This is a genomic window from Variovorax raffinosi, assembly GCF_051216615.1.
GTDB lineage: Bacteria > Pseudomonadota > Gammaproteobacteria > Burkholderiales > Burkholderiaceae_C > Variovorax.
The window spans coordinates 147,264-166,126 of sequence record NZ_JBPJZR010000010.1 but is presented as its reverse complement, the minus strand read 5'-3'; the positions used below and the strand labels follow the sequence as shown (position 1 = coordinate 166,126).

Here is an 18,863-nt window from a genome sequence, read left to right as displayed (position 1 = left end):
CATCTGCGCATGCCGTGTTCACGACCGAGAATACGGGCCCGATGTGAAAGCCCGATCCGTCAGCTACGTGACGGCCGGGCGCGCGATGGTGCTGAAAAAACAGGCAATGGAAATGAAGGAAATTTCATGCCTGAATCATGCACCGGGCCTCATGCGGCGGCAGGTACGAAGAATTCATTCATGCAGTTCATTGGCGAACGCATAGGCCGGCCCCATGCGTTGCTGTTCGCAGTGGCGCAGCGCGCGGTCGGCCGCCTGCACGATGCTTTCCAGCGTGTCGCCATCGACTGGATGGCTGGCAATGCCGAAGTTCAGTTCCCCGCCCGCAAGCAGCCGGCCATCGTGCTCGACCGGCCGCGCGCCGGCGGTCAGCATGCGTATCGCCATCTCCGCGAGCTTGTGCCGCGCCGGCGTGCCGACCAGCAGGATTGCGAACTCGTCGTCGCCGAGCCGGGCCACCATGTCGTCTGCGCGCACCTGCTGGCGCAGGCGCCGGGCCATGGCGGCCAGCACCGCATCGCCGCCCGCGCGTCCGTGCCGTTCGTTCACGCGCCTGAAGCCGTTCAGGTCGGCCAGCATCAGCGAGAACGGTCGGCCCTCGCGCAGCCAGTCGCGGCCACGGCTCTCGAAGCCGGCGCGGCTGGTGGCACCGGTGAGCGCGTCGGTGCCCAGGTCTTCCACCTTCTGCTGCGTGCGGGCTTCGAGCGCGCGGTCGGTCCGCAGCCGCACGCCGATGGCGATGACGAACACCAGCAGCTCCGCAATCACGGCGGCCTGCGCGAAGTTCATGCGGCGGGGTGCCCATGCGGGGTCGAGCCAGATCGACATCGGGGTGGTCGCGATGCCGCCGATCAGCAGCACCGCGCCGGCCAGGAACAACGCCGCCGGCCAGGGCAGGCGGCGCAGCACAGTCACCGCGCCCACCGCGAGGATCACCGTGGAGGCCACCGCCAGCGCCTGCACCGTGCGCAGCGTCCACACGAGCTGTGTTTCGAGGGCGGCATAAAGCGTGGCGATCGCGAAGATGACCAGCGTGGCCCGCGCGATGCGGTCCAGCCGTGGCGCGAAGTCCTTCAGCCGCAGCAGGTGCCGCGCGAACTGCAGCCGGCAGACCGTCCACAGCACCAGCGCCGCCGCCGGCCAATGGACGGATGGGCCGCGCGGCGGCAGGCCGTTCAGGCCGGCGAAGGCGACCAGCGCACAGGCGCAAGCCAATGCGTAGTAACCGTGGATGACGCCACCGAACACCAGCAGCAACACCAGTCCGCAGACCATGAGGCCCGCGAGCAGGCCGTAGCTCACGCCGTCGATCATGGGCGGGGCCCGGCGCAGGGGTGGGGGAAGTGGCTGGAAGGCATCCGGGCGTCTCGAAGTTCTTCTTGTGAAAGGCTGGTAACCGATCGTATCTCCGAAGCCTGGGTGCGCGTGTCCCCCGTGTACCTATGTCCCCCGCATCACTCGCCTTTGCGCAGGCTAGAACTCCGCGCCTTCGACCAGGAAGCGCAGGCGCCGCACGCCCTGCCATTCGTCCGCATCGAGCCGGAACGCCAGCTTGACCTTCGGTGGCAGCGGATCGGTGTGGCTGAACCAGATCGCGTCGATTGGCTGGCCCTGGTGCTTGAGCTTGAGCGCCAGGTGCTTTTCGCCCACCAGCCGTTGCGACACCACCTCGACTTCTTCGCTGAAGGTCGGCGGCGCGAAGCCCTGGCCCCACACCTCCTTGTGCAGCGTGTCGACGAGGTCGATGCGCATGTACTCGCGTGCGATGGGCCCGTCGGTTTCGATCTGCCGCGTGAGCGCGGCGGCGGCCAGCCATTCGCCAGCCACCTGCGCCAGCCCTTGCTCGAAGGTCTTGAAGTGCTCGCGCGCCACGGTGCAGCCCGCAGCCATCGCATGCCCGCCGAAGCGCAGCAGCACGCCCGGGTGGCGCTTGGCCACAAGGTCGAGCGCATCGCGCAGATGAAAGCCCGGGATCGAACGGCCCGAGCCCTTCAGCTCGTGCTCCTTGCCCGGCGCGCCGCTCGCTGCGAACACGAAGGTCGGCCGGTGAAAGCGGTCCTTGATGCGCGAGGCCACGATGCCGACCACGCCTTCATGAAAGCCCGCGTCGAACACGCTGATGGCTGCTGGTGGCGCCTCGATGCCTTCGCCGTCGGTGGCGAACAGCGATTCGGCCAGCAGCAGCGCCTGGTCGCGCATGCCGCCTTCGATGTCGCGCCGCTCGCGGTTGATGCCGTCGAGCATGCGCGCGAGTTCTTCGGCGCGGCCCGTGTCGTCGGTCAGCAGGCATTCGATGCCCAGCGTCATGTCGGCCAGCCGGCCGGCCGCGTTGATGCGCGGGCCGAGGGCAAAGCCGAAGTCGAAGGTGGTGGCGACCGACGCGGTGCGGCCCGCGGCCTTGAACAGCGCCGCCACGCCCGCGGGCATGGCGCCCGCGCGGATGCGGCGCAGGCCCTGCGCCACCAGCCGGCGGTTGTTGGCGTCGAGCTTCACCACGTCGGCGACGGTGCCGAGCGCGACCAGCGGAAGCAGTGCATCGAGCTTGGGCTGCGTCGCCACGTCGAAGATGCCGCGCTTGCGCAGTTCGGAGCGCAGCGCGAGCAGCACATAGAACATGACGCCGACACCGGCGATGCTCTTGCTCTCGAACTCGCAGCCGGGCTGGTTGGGGTTGACCAGCACGTCGGCCACCGGCAGCTCGGGGCCGGGCAAGTGGTGGTCGGTCACCAGCACCTGCAGGCCGCGCGCCTTGGCGGCAGAAACGCCCTCGACGCTGGCGATGCCGTTGTCGACGGTGATCAGCATGTCGGCGCCGCTGTCGGCCACGCGCTCGGCAATCGGTGGCGTCAGGCCATAGCCGTCGACCACGCGATCGGGCACGAGGTAGCTCACGTTTTTTGCGCCCAAGAGGCGCAGGCCGCGCACGCCGACCGCGCAGGCGGTGGCGCCGTCGCAGTCGTAGTCGGCCACGATGCACAGGCGCTTGTCTTGCGCCATCGCGTCGGCCAGCAGCACGGCGGCTTCGCGCGTGCCGCGCAGCGTGTCGGGCGCCAGCAGCCGGGCCAGGCCGTCGTCGAGTTCTTCCTTGGCGCGCACGCCGCGTGCGGCAAAGAGGCGCGCCAGCAGCGGATGCACGCCGGCCTGTTCCAGCGCCCAGACGGTGCGCGGCGGGATTTCTCTGGCGATGATCTTCACAGGGCCTCCAGCACGCTGGATGCGCGTGTGCGGTCGAACAGGCTTTTGGCCCAGCGGGCCAGGCCGCGCTGCTGCACGGTGTAGCGCTGCGCGGCGCGGTCGCCGCAGAGCGTGAGCGTCACGTCGGCGCCGCGTGTGTAGTCGGCCAGCAGCGAAGCGATCTCGCCCGCGTCCAGTGCCTGCCAGGCGGCGGCCCAGGCCGCGCCGTCGTCGCGCAATGCGGCGATGCGCAAGGCGTCGCTGACCTCGGGCGTTGCGGCGGGGCGCGTCGCCTCGTCGTTCTTCAGCACGCCGGTGCCGCTGAGCCAGAAGGAGTTGATGGGCGGCACGCCGCGCGCGGCGCGGTCGTCGTTCACGCGCTGCGTGTACAGCAGCATCTGCATTTCGTTCTGCAGGCGGCGCAGGAGCCGCGACGAATCGCCCAGCGGCGACCACTGCGAGATGGGGTAGCCCACCGCGCGGTCGATGGAGGCGGTGGCCAGTCCGTCGAAGATGGGCGCGCGAGCGAGCCAGCGGCCCGGCGTGTCGGAGGGATACAGCGCGATGCCGTCCTCTTCGAAGAACGGGCCTGCGACGGCCAGCAGCGCCATCGATTCGTCGGCATCGATCTCGATGGCGGACGGATCGCCCAGCGCCACGTCGTCGATGCCGACCTGCCAGTTGCACAGCGTGACCAGGCCCCAGCCTTCGTGGTCGCCAGGTGCGGCCAGGCCGGTTCGCCGGGCTTCGAGCGCGGCCCAGGGGATGCAGCCGTCGGCGGCGGAAATGCCCAGCGCCTGCGCGAGCGCGCGTTCATGCGGAGGCGAGCGCGTGCTTTCGTCCTGCGTGTCGGTGTCCGCCAGGGTCAGTCGCAGCAGCAGGGTTTCGAGGTTGGGAAGCCGCAGGGTGGGCAGTGCGGCGCGGCAAGCCGGGGAACCGCGGCCGGCAAAGGGGATCAACAAGTGACGTGGGGGGTGTTCGGCCATCCCCTTATTGTCCGGGAAGCCCCAAGGGAATCCGGGATGCCACAATTCCGACCCTATGCGACTCCCCTACGAACTGCAGCTTGGCTGGCGCTACACGCGCGCAGGCCGGGCGACGCGGCGCAACGGCTTCATCTCCTTCATCTCCGGTGTCTCGATGCTTGGCATCGCCCTGGGCGTGGCGGCGCTGATCATTGTGCTCAGTGTGATGAACGGCTTCCAGAAAGAGGTGCGCGACCGCATGCTCGGCGTGGTGTCGCACATCGAGATCTTCTCGCGCGACGGCCAGGCACTGCAAAACCTCGACGAGATCATGGCGGCGGCGCGCAAGAACCCCGAGGTGATCGGCGCGGCACCTTTCATCAACACGCAGGCGCTGATTGCGCGCGGCGAAGACATGAAGGGCGCGATCATTCGCGGCATCGACCCCAAGCTCGAACCCGAAGTCACCGACACCAACGGCATCGCCTCCAAGGGCACCTTCGACAAGCTGGTGCCGGGTGAATTCGGCATCGTGCTGGGCATCGAGCTGGCGCGTTCGATGTTCGTGCAGCCGGGCGACCAGGTCACGCTGGTGGCGCCGGGTGGGCAGGTCACGCCGGCCGGCGTGGTGCCCAGGCTCAAGCAGTTCACCGTGGTCGGCACCTTCGATTCGGGCCACTACGAGTACGACTCGGCGCTGGCCATGGTCCACGAGCAGGACGCGGCCAAGGTGTTCCGCCTCGAAGGCCCGACCGGCATCCGCCTGAAGCTGAAGGACCTGAACGAGGCCCGCGGCATTGCCGACCAGCTCGCGGTGAGCCTGCCGGGCGAATTCCTGATCCGCGACTGGACGCGCCAGAACAAGACCTGGTTCGCGGCCGTGCAGGTCGAGAAACGCATGATGTTCATCATCCTCACGCTGATCGTGGCGGTGGCCGCCTTCAACCTCGTCTCGACGCTGGTGATGACGGTGACCGACAAGCGCGCAGACATCGCCATCCTGCGCACGCTGGGCAGTTCGCCGCGCAGCATCATGGGCATCTTCGTGGTGCAGGGCGCGATGGTGGGCGTGATCGGCACCGTGGCCGGCCTGCTGCTGGGCCTGGGCATCGCCTACAACATCGACGTGATCGTGCCTTTTCTCGAACGGCTCTTTCACGCCAGCTTCCTGCCCAAGGACATCTACCTGATCAGCAAGATGCCGAGCGATCCGCAGCGCAGCGACATCATGCCGATTGCCATCATTTCCCTTGTCCTGTCGTTCCTGGCCACGCTGTACCCGAGCTGGCGCGCCAGCCGCGTGAATCCTGCCGAGGCCCTGCGCTATGAGTGAAGTTGTTCTGAAGGCCCGTGGACTGACGAAGCGTTTTCACGAAGGCCGGCTCGATCTCACCGTGCTGCACGGCGTCGACCTCGACGTGCATGCCGGCGAAACGCTGGCCATCGTCGGCGCCTCGGGCTCCGGCAAGAGCACACTGCTGCACCTGATGGGCGGGCTCGATGCGCCTACTTCCGGCAAGGTCGAGCTGCTGGGCAAGGACATCGCGCATGCCGATGCTGCAGAGCAAGGGCGCTTGCGCAACCAGCACCTGGGTTTCGTCTACCAGTTCCATCATTTGCTGCCTGAGTTCAGCGCGCTCGACAACGTGGCGATGCCGCTGAAGATCCGCCGCGTGGAGCCCGCGCAGGCGACGCAGGCGGCTACGAAGATTCTTTCCAGCGTGGGCCTGGCCGAGCGCCTGCACCATCGGCCGGCCGAGCTGTCGGGCGGCGAACGCCAGCGCGTGGCAATCGCGCGTGCGCTGGTCACGCAGCCTGCCTGTGTGCTGGCCGATGAGCCCACGGGCAATCTCGACCGCAGCACCGCCGACACCGTGTTCGCGCTGATGCTCGATCTGGCGCACCGGCATGGCACGGCCTTCGTGATGGTCACGCACGATCAGGATCTGGCGAAGCGCTGCGACCGGGTGTTGCAGCTGGTGGCAGGCCGGTTGGCCGGCTGATCCCGTCTTTCTCCCTCCCCCTCTGGGGGAGGGCAGGGGTGGGGGCTCGGCGGCCTTCGATGCCGCGCAGTCTTTGAGGCCGCGCAGCCCCCATCCCAACCTTCCCCCAGAGGGGGAAGGGGCTAATGCGAAGACAAGGCTTCTTCTTCCGTCTGCCGCGCATCAAGCGGCAGCACGCACAACACCTTCCCGCCCAGCGTCAGCACAAGCCCGATCCGCCCGCCGATCTGCATGACCTGGCAGACCGCGCGCGGCGCACCGGACTTGACAGCAACGGAAGCAGACATCGCAAGGGCTTGCGCAGGCGGCTGCCGCAGCATCGCGAACAGTTGCGTCGCATCGCAGTCATGCAGCGCCTGCCGGTACACGTGAAAGTGCGCTTCCGATCCGCCATCGTCGCGATGTTCGTCCTGCCGCAACCGCAGCAGCGCGCGATGCAGTTGCTGCCTGCAGGCCGACTCGGTCTTGCCGCTGGCCGATGCAATCTCCTTGAAGCTGACCTCGAAGACTTCGCGCAGCAGCACGGCAGCGGCATCCGATGGCGACAGCCTGGCAGCCAGCAGGCGCAATGCCTGTGCCGTCGATTCAGCCACCGCCGCATCGTCCTCCGCCGAAGGCACCGCCTCATGCGAGCTGGCTTGCCGCGCCTCGGCGTCCTGCAGCCAAGCCTGCATCCAGTTGCGCCGCCGCAGCCGGTCGATGGCCAGGTGCTGCATCACCGTGGTCAGCCAGGCCTGCGCCGCGTCGAGTTCGCGGGTGTTGCCCACTTCCAAGGCGCGCAGGTAGGTGTCCTGCACCGCGTCTTCAGCTTCGGCCTTGCCGCCAAGCAGGCGCATGGCAGCACGAACCAGCCGGCCGCGATGCGCCGGGAATTGCGACAGATAGCGTTCATCGAGCATCGCGGCAGCTTGCCACAGCGCAGGCAATGTCACGAAACTGTGGGCTTGTTCGTCAAGACAGTTCAACCACAGGAGCTTTCTCCATGCAGCCGATGTTCTCAATGGAAAACGACGACGACGACACCAAGCCCGCGGCCACCGCCGAACCGCGCAACTCCTACCTGGAGGAAAAGGCATTCAAATCGCGCACGCTGCTGATCTTCGGCACCATCACCGATGCCGTGGCCGCCGACGTGACGCGCCGGCTCATCGCGCTCGACGCGGACAACCAGCAACCCATCGACATCCTCGTGAGTTCGCCGGGCGGCCACCTGGAGTCGGGCGACGCCATCCACGACATCGTGCGTTTCATCGGCGCGCCGGTGAACATGATCGGCACCGGCTGGGTCGGCAGCGCCGCCACCCATCTGTTCCTGTCGGCACCGCGCGAGCGCCGCGTGTGCCTGCCCAACACCCGCTTCCTGATTCACCAGCCCAGCGGCGGCGCGGGTGGCCAGGCCACCGACATCGCCATTCAGGCGCAGGAAATCATCAAGGCCCGCCAGCGCATCGCGCACGAGATCGCGCGGGAAACCGGCAAGCCGATCGACGTGGTGCTGGCCGACATCGAGCGCGACCGCTGGCTGTCGGCCCAGGAGGCGGTCGAATACGGGCTGGTCTCGCGCATCATCCAGCGCAAGACCGAGCTGCAGCAGGCCTGATCGATCAGGCCTTGGGCTTGTAAGCCACCACGTCGATCTCGACGCGCGCATCGATCATCAGCCGTGCCTCGGTGGTCGAGCGTGCCGGCTTGTTTTCGCCGAAATAGCTCATGTAGATGCGGTTGAAGGCACCAAAGTCGCGCGCGTCCTGCAGCCACACGGTGCTCTTGCACACGTCGTCGAGCGTGGCGCCGGCCAGCGCGAGCACGGTCTTGATGTTTTCCATCACCTGGCGCGTCTGCGCCTCGATGCCGCCCACCACCAGCTCGCCGTTCTTGTCGACCGGCACTTGGCCCGACACATAAACGAAGTCGCCGGCACGCACCGCCGGGGAGAAGGGGCGGACCTGGCGGTCGGAAGCAAGGGGCGGGGCGCCGAGGTATTCGAGCGGCATGAAAGATCTCCTGAGGTGGTGGAAAAGGAATGGGAGGGGAGCGCCGAGTATCTGTCGAATTTGAAAATCTATTTCAGATTAACCCTTTAACAAGGGTTAACACGGATGATTTGGCATGAATACTGCTTCAAAGTCCGGGCCGAAAAGAAAATTTCTTTCACAAACTCGCCCGCCCCCATGAAGGAGTTCCCCATGCCCCACGTCGGTCTTGTCCAGCGCCTGCCCCTGCTGTCAAAGCGCAGCCTGCTGGGCGCCTCCCTGTTCGCGATGCTCTGCGCCGCGCTGCCCCACCAGCAAGCGCATGCACAAGGCCCGCGCAACTTCGCCACGCTGGCGATGGTGGCCGAGCCGCAGACGCTCGACCCGATGGCATCGACCGCCGACCTGGTCGGAACCATCATGCAGCACGTGTACGAAACGCTCTACACCTTCGACGCCAAGTGGAACGTGGTGCCGATGCTGGCCGAGGGCATGCCGAAGATCTCGGCCGACGGCAAGACCTACGCCATCACCCTGCGCAAGGGCGTGATGCTGCACAACGGCCGCGAACTCACGGCCGACGACGTGGTCGCCAGCCTGCAGCGCTGGATGGACCAGTCGCCGCGCGGCAAGGCCGTGGGCAAGGAAATCGACAGCCTCAAGGCCAAGGGCCCGCTGGCCATCGAGGTCGTGCTGAAGGAGCCCTATGCGCCGCTGCTCTCGCAGTTCGCGCTGCCCAGCGGCATGGCGGCCATCATGGCGAAGGACTCGATCGCCTCGCCGCTCAAGGAATTCATCGGCACCGGCCCCTACAAGTTCAAGGAGCGCCGCCCCGACCAGTTCGTGCTGCTCACGCGCTTCGACAAATATTCGGCGCGCAAGGAACCGGCCAGCGGCTACGGCGGCAAGCGCGAGGCGGCCATCGAAGAGCTGCGCTTCGTGCCCGTGCCCAACGCCAGCACGCGCGTCGAAGGCGCGCTGGCCGGCCAGTACGACTTTGCCGACCTGCTGCCGGTGGAAGCGCTGCCGCGCCTGGAAGCCTCGGGCGGCAAGACGCTGCCGATCATGACGCCGTCCTTCGGCTTCCCGTACCTCGTGCTCAACACCAAGGAAGGCGTGGCCGCCAACCCGGCCGTGCGCCAGGCGATCCAGACCGCACTGGGCGAAGGCGAGATGCTCGCGGCCGGCTTTGGCGACACGCGCTTCTTCGTGGCCGAGGGCAACCACTTCCCGAAGGGCTCGCCGTTCTTCTCGGCTTCGGGCGTCAACCAGTACAACCAGCGCAACGCACCCAAGGCCAAGGAACTCGCGGCCAAGGCCGGTTACAAGGGCGAGCCGATCCGCGTGCTCACCAGCCGCCAGTACGACTTTCACTACAACATGGCGCTGCTGATGGCAGAGCAGCTCAAGCGCGCCGGCTTCAAGGTCGACCTCAACGTGGTCGACTGGGCCACGCTGGTGCAGCGCCGCAACGACGCCAAGCTGTGGGACGTCTACGTGACCCACTCGGGCCAGTTCCCCGAGCCGATGCTCTCGCCGCCGCAGCTTGGCGACGGCGCACCCGGCTGGTGGGATTCGCCCGCCAAGAAGTCGGCGCTGAATGCCTTCAACACCGAGAGCGATCCGGCCAAGCGCGGCGCGCTGTGGGGCAAGGTGCAGCAGGTCGTCTATGACGAAGTGCCCTACATCAACATCGGCAAGTTCAATGGCCTCTCAGCCAAGAGCCCGGCGCTGGACAACTACACGCCCGCGACCTGGCCGTTCTTCTGGAACGCGAAGATCAAGTAAGGCACAGGGAACACAGCCATGCCATCGCGTCGCCAACTTCTGCAAGCCAGCGCACTGGCCTCCGGCCTCGGAGCCCTTGGCCTCACGGCCTCCACCGTCCAGGCCGCAACGTCCGGCCCGGTCTATGCCTATGTCGGCACCTACAGCGACGGCGGCAAGCCGTGGCGCGGCGGGCGCGGACTGGGCGTGCACCAGTTCGTGCTCGACAGCGCCACCGGTGCGCTCAAGCCCATCCCCGGTGCGCCGCAGGCCGTGGCCAGCACGGGCGACAACGCGAAGCTGCGCAACCCCGCTTCGCTCGCGCGCCATCCGAAGCTGCCGATGCTCTACGCGGCCAACGAGTTCGAGGCCGGCTCGGTCTCGGCCTTTCGCATCGGCGCGAACGGCGCGCTGTCGTTCGTGTCCGAGACGCCCTGCGGCGGCAAGGACCCGGCCTACATCAGCGTGCACCCCGATGGGCGCTTTCTCTTTACCGCCAACTACGCGAGTGGCGACGTCAGCGTGATCGCGCTGCGCGCCGATGGCACGCCTGATGCCAGCGTCCCCGCCGTCGTCTACAAGGACGTCGAGGCCTGCGGCGCATCCACGCCGTGCAACCCCGGCGCCGACGTGGTGCCTGAAGCCGCGCGCTCGCACGAGGGTTTCGCCACCAGCGACCACGACGGCCCGCATGCTCACATGGTGCATGCCGACCCGAAGGGCAACTTCGTGCTGGTGGCCGACCTGGGGCTCGACCGCGTCATCTCGTACCGCTTCGACCGCATCACCGGCGTGCTGAGCCAGCCGAGCACGGTGGCCGTGTCCGAAAGCTCGGGCGCGCGCCATTTCATCTTTCATCCGAACGGCAAGTGGTTCTACCTGGTGAATGAAGAGGCATCGACCATCGCCTTCATGCGCTATGACAACGCCACTGGCGTGCTCACGCTCGTGAGCGAAACCTCGGCGCTGCCAAAGGGCTTCAAGGGCACCAGCTACGCATCGGGCATCCGCATGCTGCCCGACGGCCAGCACTTCGTGTCGCTCAACCGCCTGCACGATTCGATCTCGCTGTTCAAGATCGATGCGCGCACCGGCGCGCCCACGCTGGTGCGCGAGGAATGGACGCGCGGCAACTACCCGCGAAGCTGCACGCTCGACCCGAGCGGCAAGTTCCTCTACGTGTGCCACAACAAGCAGGGCGACAACGTGACGGTCTTCCGCGTGCAGGGCGGCGACATCAAGTTCACCGGCCAGTACGTGGCCGTGGGCAGCGCGGCAGCCATCGAGTTTTCTGCGTGATGAAAAAGTCTTCGCTTCGCTACATCGCCTCGCGCGCCGGCGGCATGCTCGTCGTGCTCGCCATCGTGGCGGTGCTCGTCTTCGTGCTCACGCGCGCGGCATCGGGCGATCCGGTCTCGGTGCTGCTGGGCGACCAGGCCACCGCCGCCGACATCGCCCGCGTGCAGAAGGAATACGGCCTCGACAAACCGCTGCCTGTGCAGTTCGGCTACTGGCTGCGTGAAGTGCTGCAGGGCAACCTCGGCACCTCGATCTTTCTGCAGCGCCCGGTCACGCAGGCGCTGTGGGAGCGCGCCGAGCCCACCACGCTGCTCGCGCTGATGGCCGTGGCCATCGCGGCGCTGATCGGCGTGCCTTGCGGCATCGTCTCGGCCGTGTTCCGTGGGCGCGTGGTCGACCAGCTCTTCACCGGCATCGCGATGCTGGGCGCCAGCATTCCGAGCTTCTGGCTCGGCATCGTGCTCATACAGATATTCGCCGTGTCCTTCGGCTGGTTCCCGGTGTCGGGCTACGGCGCGCCCGATGCGGCGCTGGCCGAGCGGCTGCATTCGCTGGTGCTGCCGGCTGCGGTGCTGGGCCTTTTGAACTCGGCACTCATCATCCGCTTCACGCGCGCTTCGATGCTCGACGTGCTGGGTGAAGACTATGTGCGCACCGCGCGCTCCAAGGGCCTGAGCGAAAGCACGGTGGTGCTCAAGCACGCGCTGCGCAATGCGCTGGTGCCCATCGTCACGGTGATCGGCCTCACGGTCGCGCTGATGATCGGCGGCGCCGTCATCACCGAAACCGTGTTCGGCCTGCCCGGCGTGGGCAACCTGGTGGTGAGCGCGGTGCTGCGCCGCGACTACCCCGTCATTCAGGGCGCGCTGCTGGTGATCGCGGCGATCTACGTGCTGATCAATTTCTCCATCGACCTGCTGTACGCCGTCGTCGATCCGCGCGTGAAGGTCTGAAGAATGCAAATGCCAAGAATGCTCCGCCAACTGATGCATCGCCGCATCGTGATGGTCTCCGCGCTGGTGCTGCTGGTCATCGCGATCATGGCGATCGGCGCGCCGCTGTTCGCCTCCGCCGACCCCAACGACACGGCTGTGCTGCAACGCCTGAAGGCACCGAGCGCCGAGCACCTGCTGGGCACCGACGAACTCGGGCGCGACATGTATTCGCGCATCGTGCACGGCGCGCGCTACTCGCTGGCCATTGCCGCGCTCACCGCATTGGGCTCGGTCATCGCCGGCACCGTGCTGGGCCTGATGGCCGGCTTCTTCCGCCGGCTCGACACGCCGCTGATGCGCGTGGTCGACGCGATGATGTCCTTCCCCGACATCCTGCTGGCCATCGCGCTGGTGGCGATCCTCGGGCCCTCGCTGATGAACACCGTGCTGGCGCTGGTGCTGGTCTACACGCCGCGCGTGGCGCGGGTGGTGCGGGCCTCGACGCTGGTGGTGCGCGAGCTGCTGTTCGTGGAAGCGGTGCGCGCGCTGGGCGTGCGCACCTCGCGCATCTTGTGGCGGCACATCCTGCCGAACCTGATGTCGCCGATCCTCGTGCAGGTGTCGTTCATCTTTGCCTACGCCATCCTGGCCGAAGCGGGCCTGTCGTTCCTCGGTGTCGGCGTGCCGCCCGAGATCCCGACCTGGGGCACCATGGTCGCGGGCAGCCAGCAGTACGCGCACCAGGCCTTCTGGGTGGTGCTGTTCCCGGGGCTCGCGATCATCTTCACGGCACTGTCGCTGCAACTGCTGGGCGATGGCGTGCGCGACCTGCTCGACCCCAAGCTCAAGAAGACATCGTGATGACGAACGCCTCCAACAACACACCGCGTCTCACGGTCAGCAACCTGAGCACGAGCTTCCCCAACGAAGACGGCCTCGTGCGTTCGGTGGCCGACGTGAGCTTTTCGATACAGCCCGGCAAGACCACCGCGCTGGTGGGCGAGTCGGGCTCGGGCAAGTCGGTCACCAGCCTCACGCTGATGCGCCTGTTGCCCAAGACCGCGAACGCGCAGGTCAGCGGCACCGCGTCGTTCGTGACGCGTGAGGGCAAGACGCTCGACCTGCTGCAGATCGGCGAACGCGAGATGCGCTCGCTGCGCGGCAACCAGTTGTCGATGATCTTCCAGGAGCCGATGACCAGCCTGAACCCGGTCTTCACCATCGGCGAGCAGATCGCCGAAAGCGTGCGCCTGCACAAGGGGCTGGACCGCAAGTCGGCGCTGGCCCATGCGCTGCGCATGCTGGAGCTGGTCGAGATACCCGCCGCCGCGCAACGCATTCACGAGTACCCGCACCAGCTTTCGGGCGGCATGCGCCAGCGCGTGATGATCGCGCTGGCCATGGCCTGCGACCCGACGCTGTTGATCGCCGACGAGCCCACCACCGCGCTCGACGTGACCATCCAGGCGCAAATCCTCGAACTCATGCGCCGGCTGCAGGCCGAGACGGGCATGAGCATCCTGTTCATCACCCACAACCTCGGCGTGGTCGCGCACCATGCTGACGACGTGGTGGTGCTGTATGCGGGCCGTGTGGTCGAGAGCGCGCCCGTGCGGCCGTTGTTCGCGCAGCCCGAGCATCCGTACACGCAGGGCCTGCTGGCCTGCCTGCCGGGCAAGGCGCGGCTGCCGGGGCAGCCCAAGCCGAAGCGGCTGTTTGCGATTCGGGGGCAGGTGTCGAGCCCGCTGTCGCCGCCGCCAGGTTGTGCCTTCGAGCCGCGTTGCGATCAGGCACTGGCGGGTTGCAAGGATGCGATGCCGCCGCTGATCGATATCCGGCAAGACCGCCAGGCCCGTTGTATTCGCGTGCAGCCGCAAGCAACGCTCGCGAGGGCCGCATGAGTCGCGTGCCGATCCCGTCTTGCTCCTTCCCCTCCCGGGGGAAGGCTGGGATGGGGGCCAGCGGCGTTCGTTCGGCGCAGTGCTTCATCAAGTGCCGTCGTGCCCCCACCCCAACCCTCCCCCGGAAGGGGAGGGAGCCAAACCCAAAAAGCCCACGATGACCACCGCCGCTCCCCTCATCGAAGTCCGCGGACTCAAGAAATACTTCGGCAGCAGCGACCGCCCCGTGCGCGCGGTCGATGACGTGTCGTTCGCCATCCAGCCCGGCGAAACGCTGGGCCTCGTCGGCGAATCCGGCTCGGGCAAGAGCACCATCGGCCGCACCGTGCTGCGGCTGCTCGAGCGCACCGAAGGGCAGGTGCTCTACCGGGGCGAGGACATCGGCGCGCTCTCGGGCGAGCGCATGCGCAAGCTGCGCAGCAAGCTGCAGATCATCTTTCAGGACCCGTACGCCAGCCTCAACCCGAAGATGCGCATCAGCGCCATCCTGGGCGAGGCGCTGTCCACACACGGCCTGCACAAGGGCGCGGCCGCGCGCGACAAGCGCATCGCCGAGCTGCTCGAAACCGTCGGCCTGCGCGCCGAGCATGCGAGCCGCTTTCCGCACGAGTTCTCGGGCGGCCAGCGCCAGCGCATCGGCGTGGCGCGCGCACTGGCGGTCGAGCCCGAGTTCATCGTGGCCGACGAGCCGCTGTCCGCGCTCGACGTGTCGATCCAGTCGCAGGTCATCAACCTGCTGGCCGACCTGCGCGAGCGCCTCGGCCTCACCATGCTCTTCATCTCCCACGACCTCGACGTGGTCGAGTACCTGTGCGACCGCGTGGTGGTGCTCTACCTGGGCAAGGTGATGGAAGTGGCCACCACCGACGAGCTGTTCGCGCGCCCCTCGCACCCCTACACCCAGGCGCTGCTGGCCGCGAGCCCGAAGCCCGATCCCGAGATGGCCACCGAGCGCATCGCGCTCAAGGGCGACATTCCCAGCCCCATTTCGCCACCCTCGGGCTGCGTGTTTCGCACCCGCTGCCCGCATGCCATCGACATCTGCGCGCAGACTGTGCCCGTGCTCGAAGAAATTTCGGCGGGACACTATCGCGCCTGCCTCCGCAAAGACCTGCTCTCCAACATTGCCGCATGACCATGACCACCACCGACTCCGCCGCCAAGGACTTTCAAGACCCGCTGCTGGGCAGCAACTTCAAGGGCTACCCGCGCACCCAGCCGCCGCGCCGCCGCAGCGAGATCGGCCAGGCAGGCTGGAACGTGCTGGCCGGCGACCTGCCGCTGCCGCTGGCCATGCTCAAGCGCGAGGCGCTCGAACACAACCTGGCGTGGATGCAGGCGCGCGTGCGCGAATGGGGCATCGACCTCGCACCGCACGGCAAGACGACGATGTCGCCGCAGCTCTTCCGGCGCCAGCTCGACGCGGGCGCCTGGGGCCTGACCTTCGCCACCGTCACGCAACTGGCCGTGGGCGTGGCCGCCGGTGCGCGCCGCGCGCTCATCGCCAACCAGGTGGTGAGCGACGAAGATCTGGCGGGCATCCAGATGCTGCTGCGCGCGCACGCCGACCTGCGCATCGTGTTCCTGGTCGATTCGCTCGCGCAACTGGCGCTGATCGAGGACTGGACGAAGCGCCATCCTGCGAGCGTGCCCTTCGACGTGATGATCGAGATCGGTGTCGATGGCGGCCGCACTGGCTGCCGCACGCATGAAGAAGCCATCGCGCTCGCGACCCGGCTGCGCGCCAGCGACGCGGTCAAGCTCGTGGGCATCGAGACTTATGAGGGGCAGGGCGCCACCGGTGCCAGCGAACCCGATACGGCCTACGCCAACACGCTGATGGACCGCGTGGAAGCGGTGGCGCGCCATTGCGACACGAACAAGCTGTTCGAGACCGACGAGGTGCTGGTCTCGGCCGGTGGCTCGGCCATCTTCGACCTCGTGGCCGGGCGCCTGAAGCCTGCATTGGGCGCGCCGGTGCGCGGCCTGCTGCGCTCGGGCTGCTACGTCACGCACGACCATGGCTTCTACAAGCGCATGGTGAACGCGGTGGACCAGCGCTTGGGCTGCGACTGCGGCGAAGGCCTGACACCGGCGATGGAAGTCTGGGCCACCGTGCAGTCGCGTCCCGAACCCGGCCTGGCAATTCTTGCCGTGGGCAAGCGTGACATCTCCTTCGACCTGTCGATGCCCGTGCCGATCGCACGCGCGGCGCGTGGCGCGCTGCAAGCGCAGGCCGTGCCCGCCGGCTGGAAGATCACCGCGCTGAACGACCAGCACGCCTACCTGCGCTGGGATGCCACCGAAGAGGCGCAGGCCCCGGCCGTGGGCGACCGCGTCGGCCTCGGCATCTCGCACCCTTGCACCACCTTCGACAAATGGCACTGGATGCCTGTCGTCGAGAACGACTACCGCGTGAGCGACGCTGTCGCCATGCATTTCTGAACCTGCACCGATGACCCCTTCACTGCTTCAGAAAATCGCGGAGATCCGCAGCAGCGCCCCGGCGACGCGGCGCGCGATTCTCGACCTGATCCTCGAAGACCCCGACCGCGTGCTCGAAGAAAGCTTCGAGCAGTTGGCCGAGCGCTCGCGCAGCTCGGTGCCGACCATCATGCGCACCTGCCGCGACCTCGGCTTTGCCGGGCTGCGCGAGTTCAAACTCGCGCTGGCGCAGGAGCTGGCGCTGGGCGGTTCGCCGCTGCACCGCCGCGTCAACATCGAGGACGCGGCCGACGAAGTGGTCGGCAAGATCGCGCGCAGCGCGGCTGCCTCGGTCTCGGGCGTGCGCGGCCAGCTCGACATGCAGGTGCTCGACGGCGCCGTGGCGGCCATTGCGGCCGCACCGCATGTGGACCTGTACGGCGCGGGCGCGACCTCGTGGTTCATGGCCAACGACCTGCAGGCGCGCTTGTTCCGCCTCGGCATCTCGGCCAACGCCTGGGCCGACTACCACCTGCAGCAGGTGGCCGGCGCGGCGCAGCGGCCGGGCGGCGTGGTGATCGCCATCTCGCACGTGGGCGGCATGCCCTCGCTGCTCGATGCGGTGGACATCGCGCGCGGGCAGGGCGCCAAGGTGGTCGCGCTCACGCGGCCCGGCACGGCGCTCGCGGCCAAGTCCGACTTTCTGCTGGGCCTCTCGGTGCCCGACGACGCGGTGATGCACGTGGGCATCGATGCCTACCTGACGCACCTCACCGCCATTGAAATTCTCACGGTGCTGGTGGCCCAGCGCCGTGGCGAGCCCGCGGTGCAGCGCCTGCAGCGCGCACGCGATGCCTTCCAGCGGCACGGCATCGATGCCGCGACGCATCCGCTGCAAAGCTGGGATGGCGGCGGCATCAACGAAGGAGGACGCGCATCGTGAGCGATCCCGCAAAAGCCATCCTGCTCGAAGCCGGCCTCGTGGTCGACGGATCGGGCGGCCCCTCGTGGCCCGGCGACGTGCTGCTGCAGGGCGACCGCATTCTTGCGCTGGGCGAAGGCCTGCGCGCGCGATTGCCCGAAGGGCTCGCGCTGGCCGACATCGAGATCGTCGATTGCCGCGCCAAGGTGATCGCCCCCGGCTTCATCGACGCGCACACGCACGACGATGCGATCGTGTTGCGCGATCCGCTGTGTCTGCCCAAGGTGTCGCAAGGCATCACTACGGTGGTGACGGGCAACTGCGGCATTTCGCTCGCGCCGTACCGCACGCCGCAGTCGAAGCCGCCGCTCACGCTGCTGGGCGCGGAGTCGTTCAAGCACGCGACCATGGCCGAGTACCGTGCGGCCGTCGATGCGACACAGCCGGCGCTCAACGTGGCCGCGCTGGTCGGCCACACCACGCTGCGCTTCGCGACCATGGAAGCGCTCGAACGGCCTGCAAGCGGTGATGAACTGGCGCGCATGGAAGCGCTGCTCGACAGCTGCATGGCCGATGGTGCGCATGGCATGTCCTCGGGCCTGTTTTATGAAGAAGCCTTTGCCGCGCCGGCCGAAGAAGTGACAGCACTCGCACGCGTCGTGGCGCGCCACGGCGGCGTGTACGCGACCCATCTGCGCAGCGAGATGCAGCAGATCATCGAAGCGCTGCACGAAGCGGGCGACTCGGCCTTCAACGCCGGCGTGCCGCTCGTCATCTCTCACCACAAGTGCGCCGGCCCCGCCAACTGGGGCCGCACCAAGGAAACGCTGCCGCTGATCGAAGCCCTGGCCAAGCGCCAGAAGATCGCGATGGACGTGTACCCCTACGTGGCCGGTTCCACCGTGCTGCGCGAAGACCTGGTCGATGGCGTCATCGACGTGCTGCTGACCTGGTCCGACCCGCACCCCGAGATGACGGGCCGCCTGATCTCCGACATCGCGCGCGAGTGGGGCACCACCGAGCAAGAGGCCTGCCTGCGCCTGAAGCCCGGTGGCGCCTGCTATTTCCAAATGCAGGAAGAAGACGTGGAGCGCGTCATTGCGCACCCGTTCACGATGATCGGCAGCGACGGCCTGCCGCACGACCGCCATCCGCATCCGCGCCTGTGGGGCGCGTTCCCGCGCGTGTTTGCGCGCTACTGGCGCCAGCGCAAGCTGTTCACGCTGGAGCAGGCGGTGCACAAGATGACCGGCATGACCGCACGCAACATGCGCATCGCCGACCGTGGCCTGCTGCGTGCCGGCGCCATGGCCGACGTGGTGGTGTTCGACCCCGAAACCATCGCCGACACCGCCACCTACGACAAGCCGCACGGCGTGAGCCTGGGCGTGGAGCACGTGTTCGTGAACGGCGTGCTGGCCTATCGCGGCGGCGAGCCCGAAGCCCGGGTGATCGCGCGCGCGGGGCGGATGCTCACGCGCGGGAGCTAGCTAAGCACTG

Annotated in this window: 17 protein-coding genes; 12 read left to right on the top strand and 5 right to left on the bottom strand. The window is 67.7% G+C overall.

All coding sequences use genetic code 11. From position 1 onward, the window contains the following. Positions 1 to 174: 174 nt before the first annotated feature. The 3 genes from ACSFB7_RS26705 to ACSFB7_RS26695 form a co-directional block, all read right to left on the bottom strand. Positions 175 to 1,314, bottom strand: a complete 1,140-nt coding sequence (locus ACSFB7_RS26705; RefSeq protein ID WP_435475362.1) for a sensor domain-containing diguanylate cyclase — start codon at positions 1,312 to 1,314, stop codon at positions 175 to 177. 159 nt (positions 1,315 to 1,473) lie between these two features. Beyond that, a complete protein-coding gene (gene recJ / locus ACSFB7_RS26700; RefSeq protein ID WP_435475361.1) occupies positions 1,474 to 3,195 on the bottom strand; it encodes a single-stranded-DNA-specific exonuclease RecJ in 1,722 nt (573 codons plus the stop codon). Continuing rightward, positions 3,192 to 4,136 carry a hypothetical protein gene (locus ACSFB7_RS26695; RefSeq protein WP_435475360.1) on the bottom strand — a complete coding sequence of 315 codons (945 nt, stop codon included), beginning with the start codon at positions 4,134 to 4,136 and terminating at the stop codon, positions 3,192 to 3,194. The genes recJ and ACSFB7_RS26695 overlap by 4 nt, the downstream gene beginning before the upstream one ends. A gap of 79 nt (positions 4,137 to 4,215) precedes the next feature. Here ACSFB7_RS26695 and ACSFB7_RS26690 point away from each other — a divergent pair, with 79 nt between their 5' ends. Next, on the top strand, positions 4,216 to 5,472 hold the full coding sequence (locus tag ACSFB7_RS26690; protein WP_435475359.1) for a lipoprotein-releasing ABC transporter permease subunit: 1,257 nt from the start codon (positions 4,216 to 4,218) through the stop codon (positions 5,470 to 5,472). Beyond that, positions 5,465 to 6,142 (top strand): lipoprotein-releasing ABC transporter ATP-binding protein LolD, encoded by a 678-nt coding sequence (lolD, locus tag ACSFB7_RS26685; RefSeq protein ID WP_435475358.1) that lies wholly within the window; start codon positions 5,465 to 5,467, stop codon positions 6,140 to 6,142. The genes ACSFB7_RS26690 and lolD overlap by 8 nt, the downstream gene beginning before the upstream one ends. 122 nt (positions 6,143 to 6,264) lie before the next feature. Here the strand turns inward: lolD and ACSFB7_RS26680 are convergent, their stop codons facing one another. Continuing rightward, a complete protein-coding gene (locus ACSFB7_RS26680; protein ID WP_435475357.1) occupies positions 6,265 to 7,074 on the bottom strand; it encodes an RNA polymerase sigma factor in 810 nt (269 codons plus the stop codon). Positions 7,075 to 7,124: 50 nt separating this feature from the next. On the opposite strand from ACSFB7_RS26680, the gene ACSFB7_RS26675 reads away from it, so the two are divergent. After that, positions 7,125 to 7,742 (top strand): ATP-dependent Clp protease proteolytic subunit, encoded by a 618-nt coding sequence (locus ACSFB7_RS26675; protein WP_435475356.1) that lies wholly within the window; start codon positions 7,125 to 7,127, stop codon positions 7,740 to 7,742. A 4-nt stretch (positions 7,743 to 7,746) separates the two neighbouring features. On the opposite strand, the gene ACSFB7_RS26670 is transcribed toward ACSFB7_RS26675, so the two are convergent. After that, the gene (locus ACSFB7_RS26670) at positions 7,747 to 8,136 is read right to left on the bottom strand and encodes a RidA family protein (RefSeq protein WP_081266413.1); all 390 of its coding nucleotides are present in this window, start codon (positions 8,134 to 8,136) and stop codon (positions 7,747 to 7,749) included. A 192-nt stretch (positions 8,137 to 8,328) separates the two neighbouring features. Between ACSFB7_RS26670 and ACSFB7_RS26665 the strand changes: the two genes are divergently transcribed. The 9 genes from ACSFB7_RS26665 to ACSFB7_RS26625 all read left to right on the top strand — a co-directional run bounded on the left by ACSFB7_RS26665 (position 8,329) and on the right by ACSFB7_RS26625 (position 18,853). Continuing rightward, positions 8,329 to 9,903, top strand: coding sequence for an ABC transporter substrate-binding protein (locus ACSFB7_RS26665; protein WP_435475355.1), 1,575 nt, complete (start codon positions 8,329 to 8,331; stop codon positions 9,901 to 9,903). An 18-nt stretch (positions 9,904 to 9,921) separates the two neighbouring features. Next, a complete protein-coding gene (locus tag ACSFB7_RS26660) occupies positions 9,922 to 11,181 on the top strand; it encodes a lactonase family protein (protein ID WP_435475354.1) in 1,260 nt (419 codons plus the stop codon). Then, positions 11,181 to 12,134, top strand: a complete 954-nt coding sequence (locus ACSFB7_RS26655; protein ID WP_435475353.1) for an ABC transporter permease — start codon at positions 11,181 to 11,183, stop codon at positions 12,132 to 12,134. Before ACSFB7_RS26660 ends, ACSFB7_RS26655 begins: the two co-directional genes overlap by 1 nt. Before the next feature lie 3 nt (positions 12,135 to 12,137). Continuing rightward, the gene (locus ACSFB7_RS26650; RefSeq protein WP_187108090.1) at positions 12,138 to 12,977 is read left to right on the top strand and encodes an ABC transporter permease; all 840 of its coding nucleotides are present in this window, start codon (positions 12,138 to 12,140) and stop codon (positions 12,975 to 12,977) included. Then, positions 12,977 to 14,017, top strand: a complete 1,041-nt coding sequence (locus tag ACSFB7_RS26645) for an ABC transporter ATP-binding protein (protein WP_435475352.1) — start codon at positions 12,977 to 12,979, stop codon at positions 14,015 to 14,017. The genes ACSFB7_RS26650 and ACSFB7_RS26645 overlap by 1 nt, the downstream gene beginning before the upstream one ends. Positions 14,018 to 14,174: 157 nt before the next feature. Next, the gene (locus ACSFB7_RS26640; protein WP_435475351.1) at positions 14,175 to 15,152 is read left to right on the top strand and encodes an ABC transporter ATP-binding protein; all 978 of its coding nucleotides are present in this window, start codon (positions 14,175 to 14,177) and stop codon (positions 15,150 to 15,152) included. Further along, entirely contained in the window at positions 15,149 to 16,462 is a 1,314-nt protein-coding gene (locus ACSFB7_RS26635; protein ID WP_435475350.1) for an amino acid deaminase, read from the top strand. The genes ACSFB7_RS26640 and ACSFB7_RS26635 overlap by 4 nt, the downstream gene beginning before the upstream one ends. Before the next feature lie 10 nt (positions 16,463 to 16,472). Continuing rightward, positions 16,473 to 17,384, top strand: coding sequence for a MurR/RpiR family transcriptional regulator (locus ACSFB7_RS26630; RefSeq protein ID WP_435475349.1), 912 nt, complete (start codon positions 16,473 to 16,475; stop codon positions 17,382 to 17,384). Next, positions 17,381 to 18,853, top strand: coding sequence for an N-acyl-D-amino-acid deacylase family protein (locus ACSFB7_RS26625; RefSeq protein ID WP_435475348.1), 1,473 nt, complete (start codon positions 17,381 to 17,383; stop codon positions 18,851 to 18,853). The genes ACSFB7_RS26630 and ACSFB7_RS26625 overlap by 4 nt, the downstream gene beginning before the upstream one ends. Positions 18,854 to 18,863: the final 10 nt, after the last annotated feature.

What these genes read in the sequence shown, in the direction of transcription:
- ACSFB7_RS26705 (WP_435475362.1), bottom strand. Translation starts at nt 1,314, where the DNA reads ATGATCGACGGCGTGAGCTACGGCCTGCTCGCGGGCCTCATGGTCTGC.
- ACSFB7_RS26690 (WP_435475359.1), top strand. Translation starts at nt 4,216, where the DNA reads ATGCGACTCCCCTACGAACTGCAGCTTGGCTGGCGCTACACGCGCGCA.
- lolD (WP_435475358.1), top strand. Translation starts at nt 5,465, where the DNA reads ATGAGTGAAGTTGTTCTGAAGGCCCGTGGACTGACGAAGCGTTTTCAC.
- ACSFB7_RS26675 (WP_435475356.1), top strand. Translation starts at nt 7,125, where the DNA reads ATGCAGCCGATGTTCTCAATGGAAAACGACGACGACGACACCAAGCCC.
- ACSFB7_RS26670 (WP_081266413.1), bottom strand. Translation starts at nt 8,136, where the DNA reads ATGCCGCTCGAATACCTCGGCGCCCCGCCCCTTGCTTCCGACCGCCAG.
- ACSFB7_RS26665 (WP_435475355.1), top strand. Translation starts at nt 8,329, where the DNA reads ATGCCCCACGTCGGTCTTGTCCAGCGCCTGCCCCTGCTGTCAAAGCGC.
- ACSFB7_RS26660 (WP_435475354.1), top strand. Translation starts at nt 9,922, where the DNA reads ATGCCATCGCGTCGCCAACTTCTGCAAGCCAGCGCACTGGCCTCCGGC.
- ACSFB7_RS26655 (WP_435475353.1), top strand. Translation starts at nt 11,181, where the DNA reads ATGAAAAAGTCTTCGCTTCGCTACATCGCCTCGCGCGCCGGCGGCATG.
- ACSFB7_RS26650 (WP_187108090.1), top strand. Translation starts at nt 12,138, where the DNA reads ATGCAAATGCCAAGAATGCTCCGCCAACTGATGCATCGCCGCATCGTG.
- ACSFB7_RS26645 (WP_435475352.1), top strand. Translation starts at nt 12,977, where the DNA reads ATGACGAACGCCTCCAACAACACACCGCGTCTCACGGTCAGCAACCTG.
- ACSFB7_RS26640 (WP_435475351.1), top strand. Translation starts at nt 14,175, where the DNA reads ATGACCACCGCCGCTCCCCTCATCGAAGTCCGCGGACTCAAGAAATAC.
- ACSFB7_RS26635 (WP_435475350.1), top strand. Translation starts at nt 15,149, where the DNA reads ATGACCATGACCACCACCGACTCCGCCGCCAAGGACTTTCAAGACCCG.
- ACSFB7_RS26630 (WP_435475349.1), top strand. Translation starts at nt 16,473, where the DNA reads ATGACCCCTTCACTGCTTCAGAAAATCGCGGAGATCCGCAGCAGCGCC.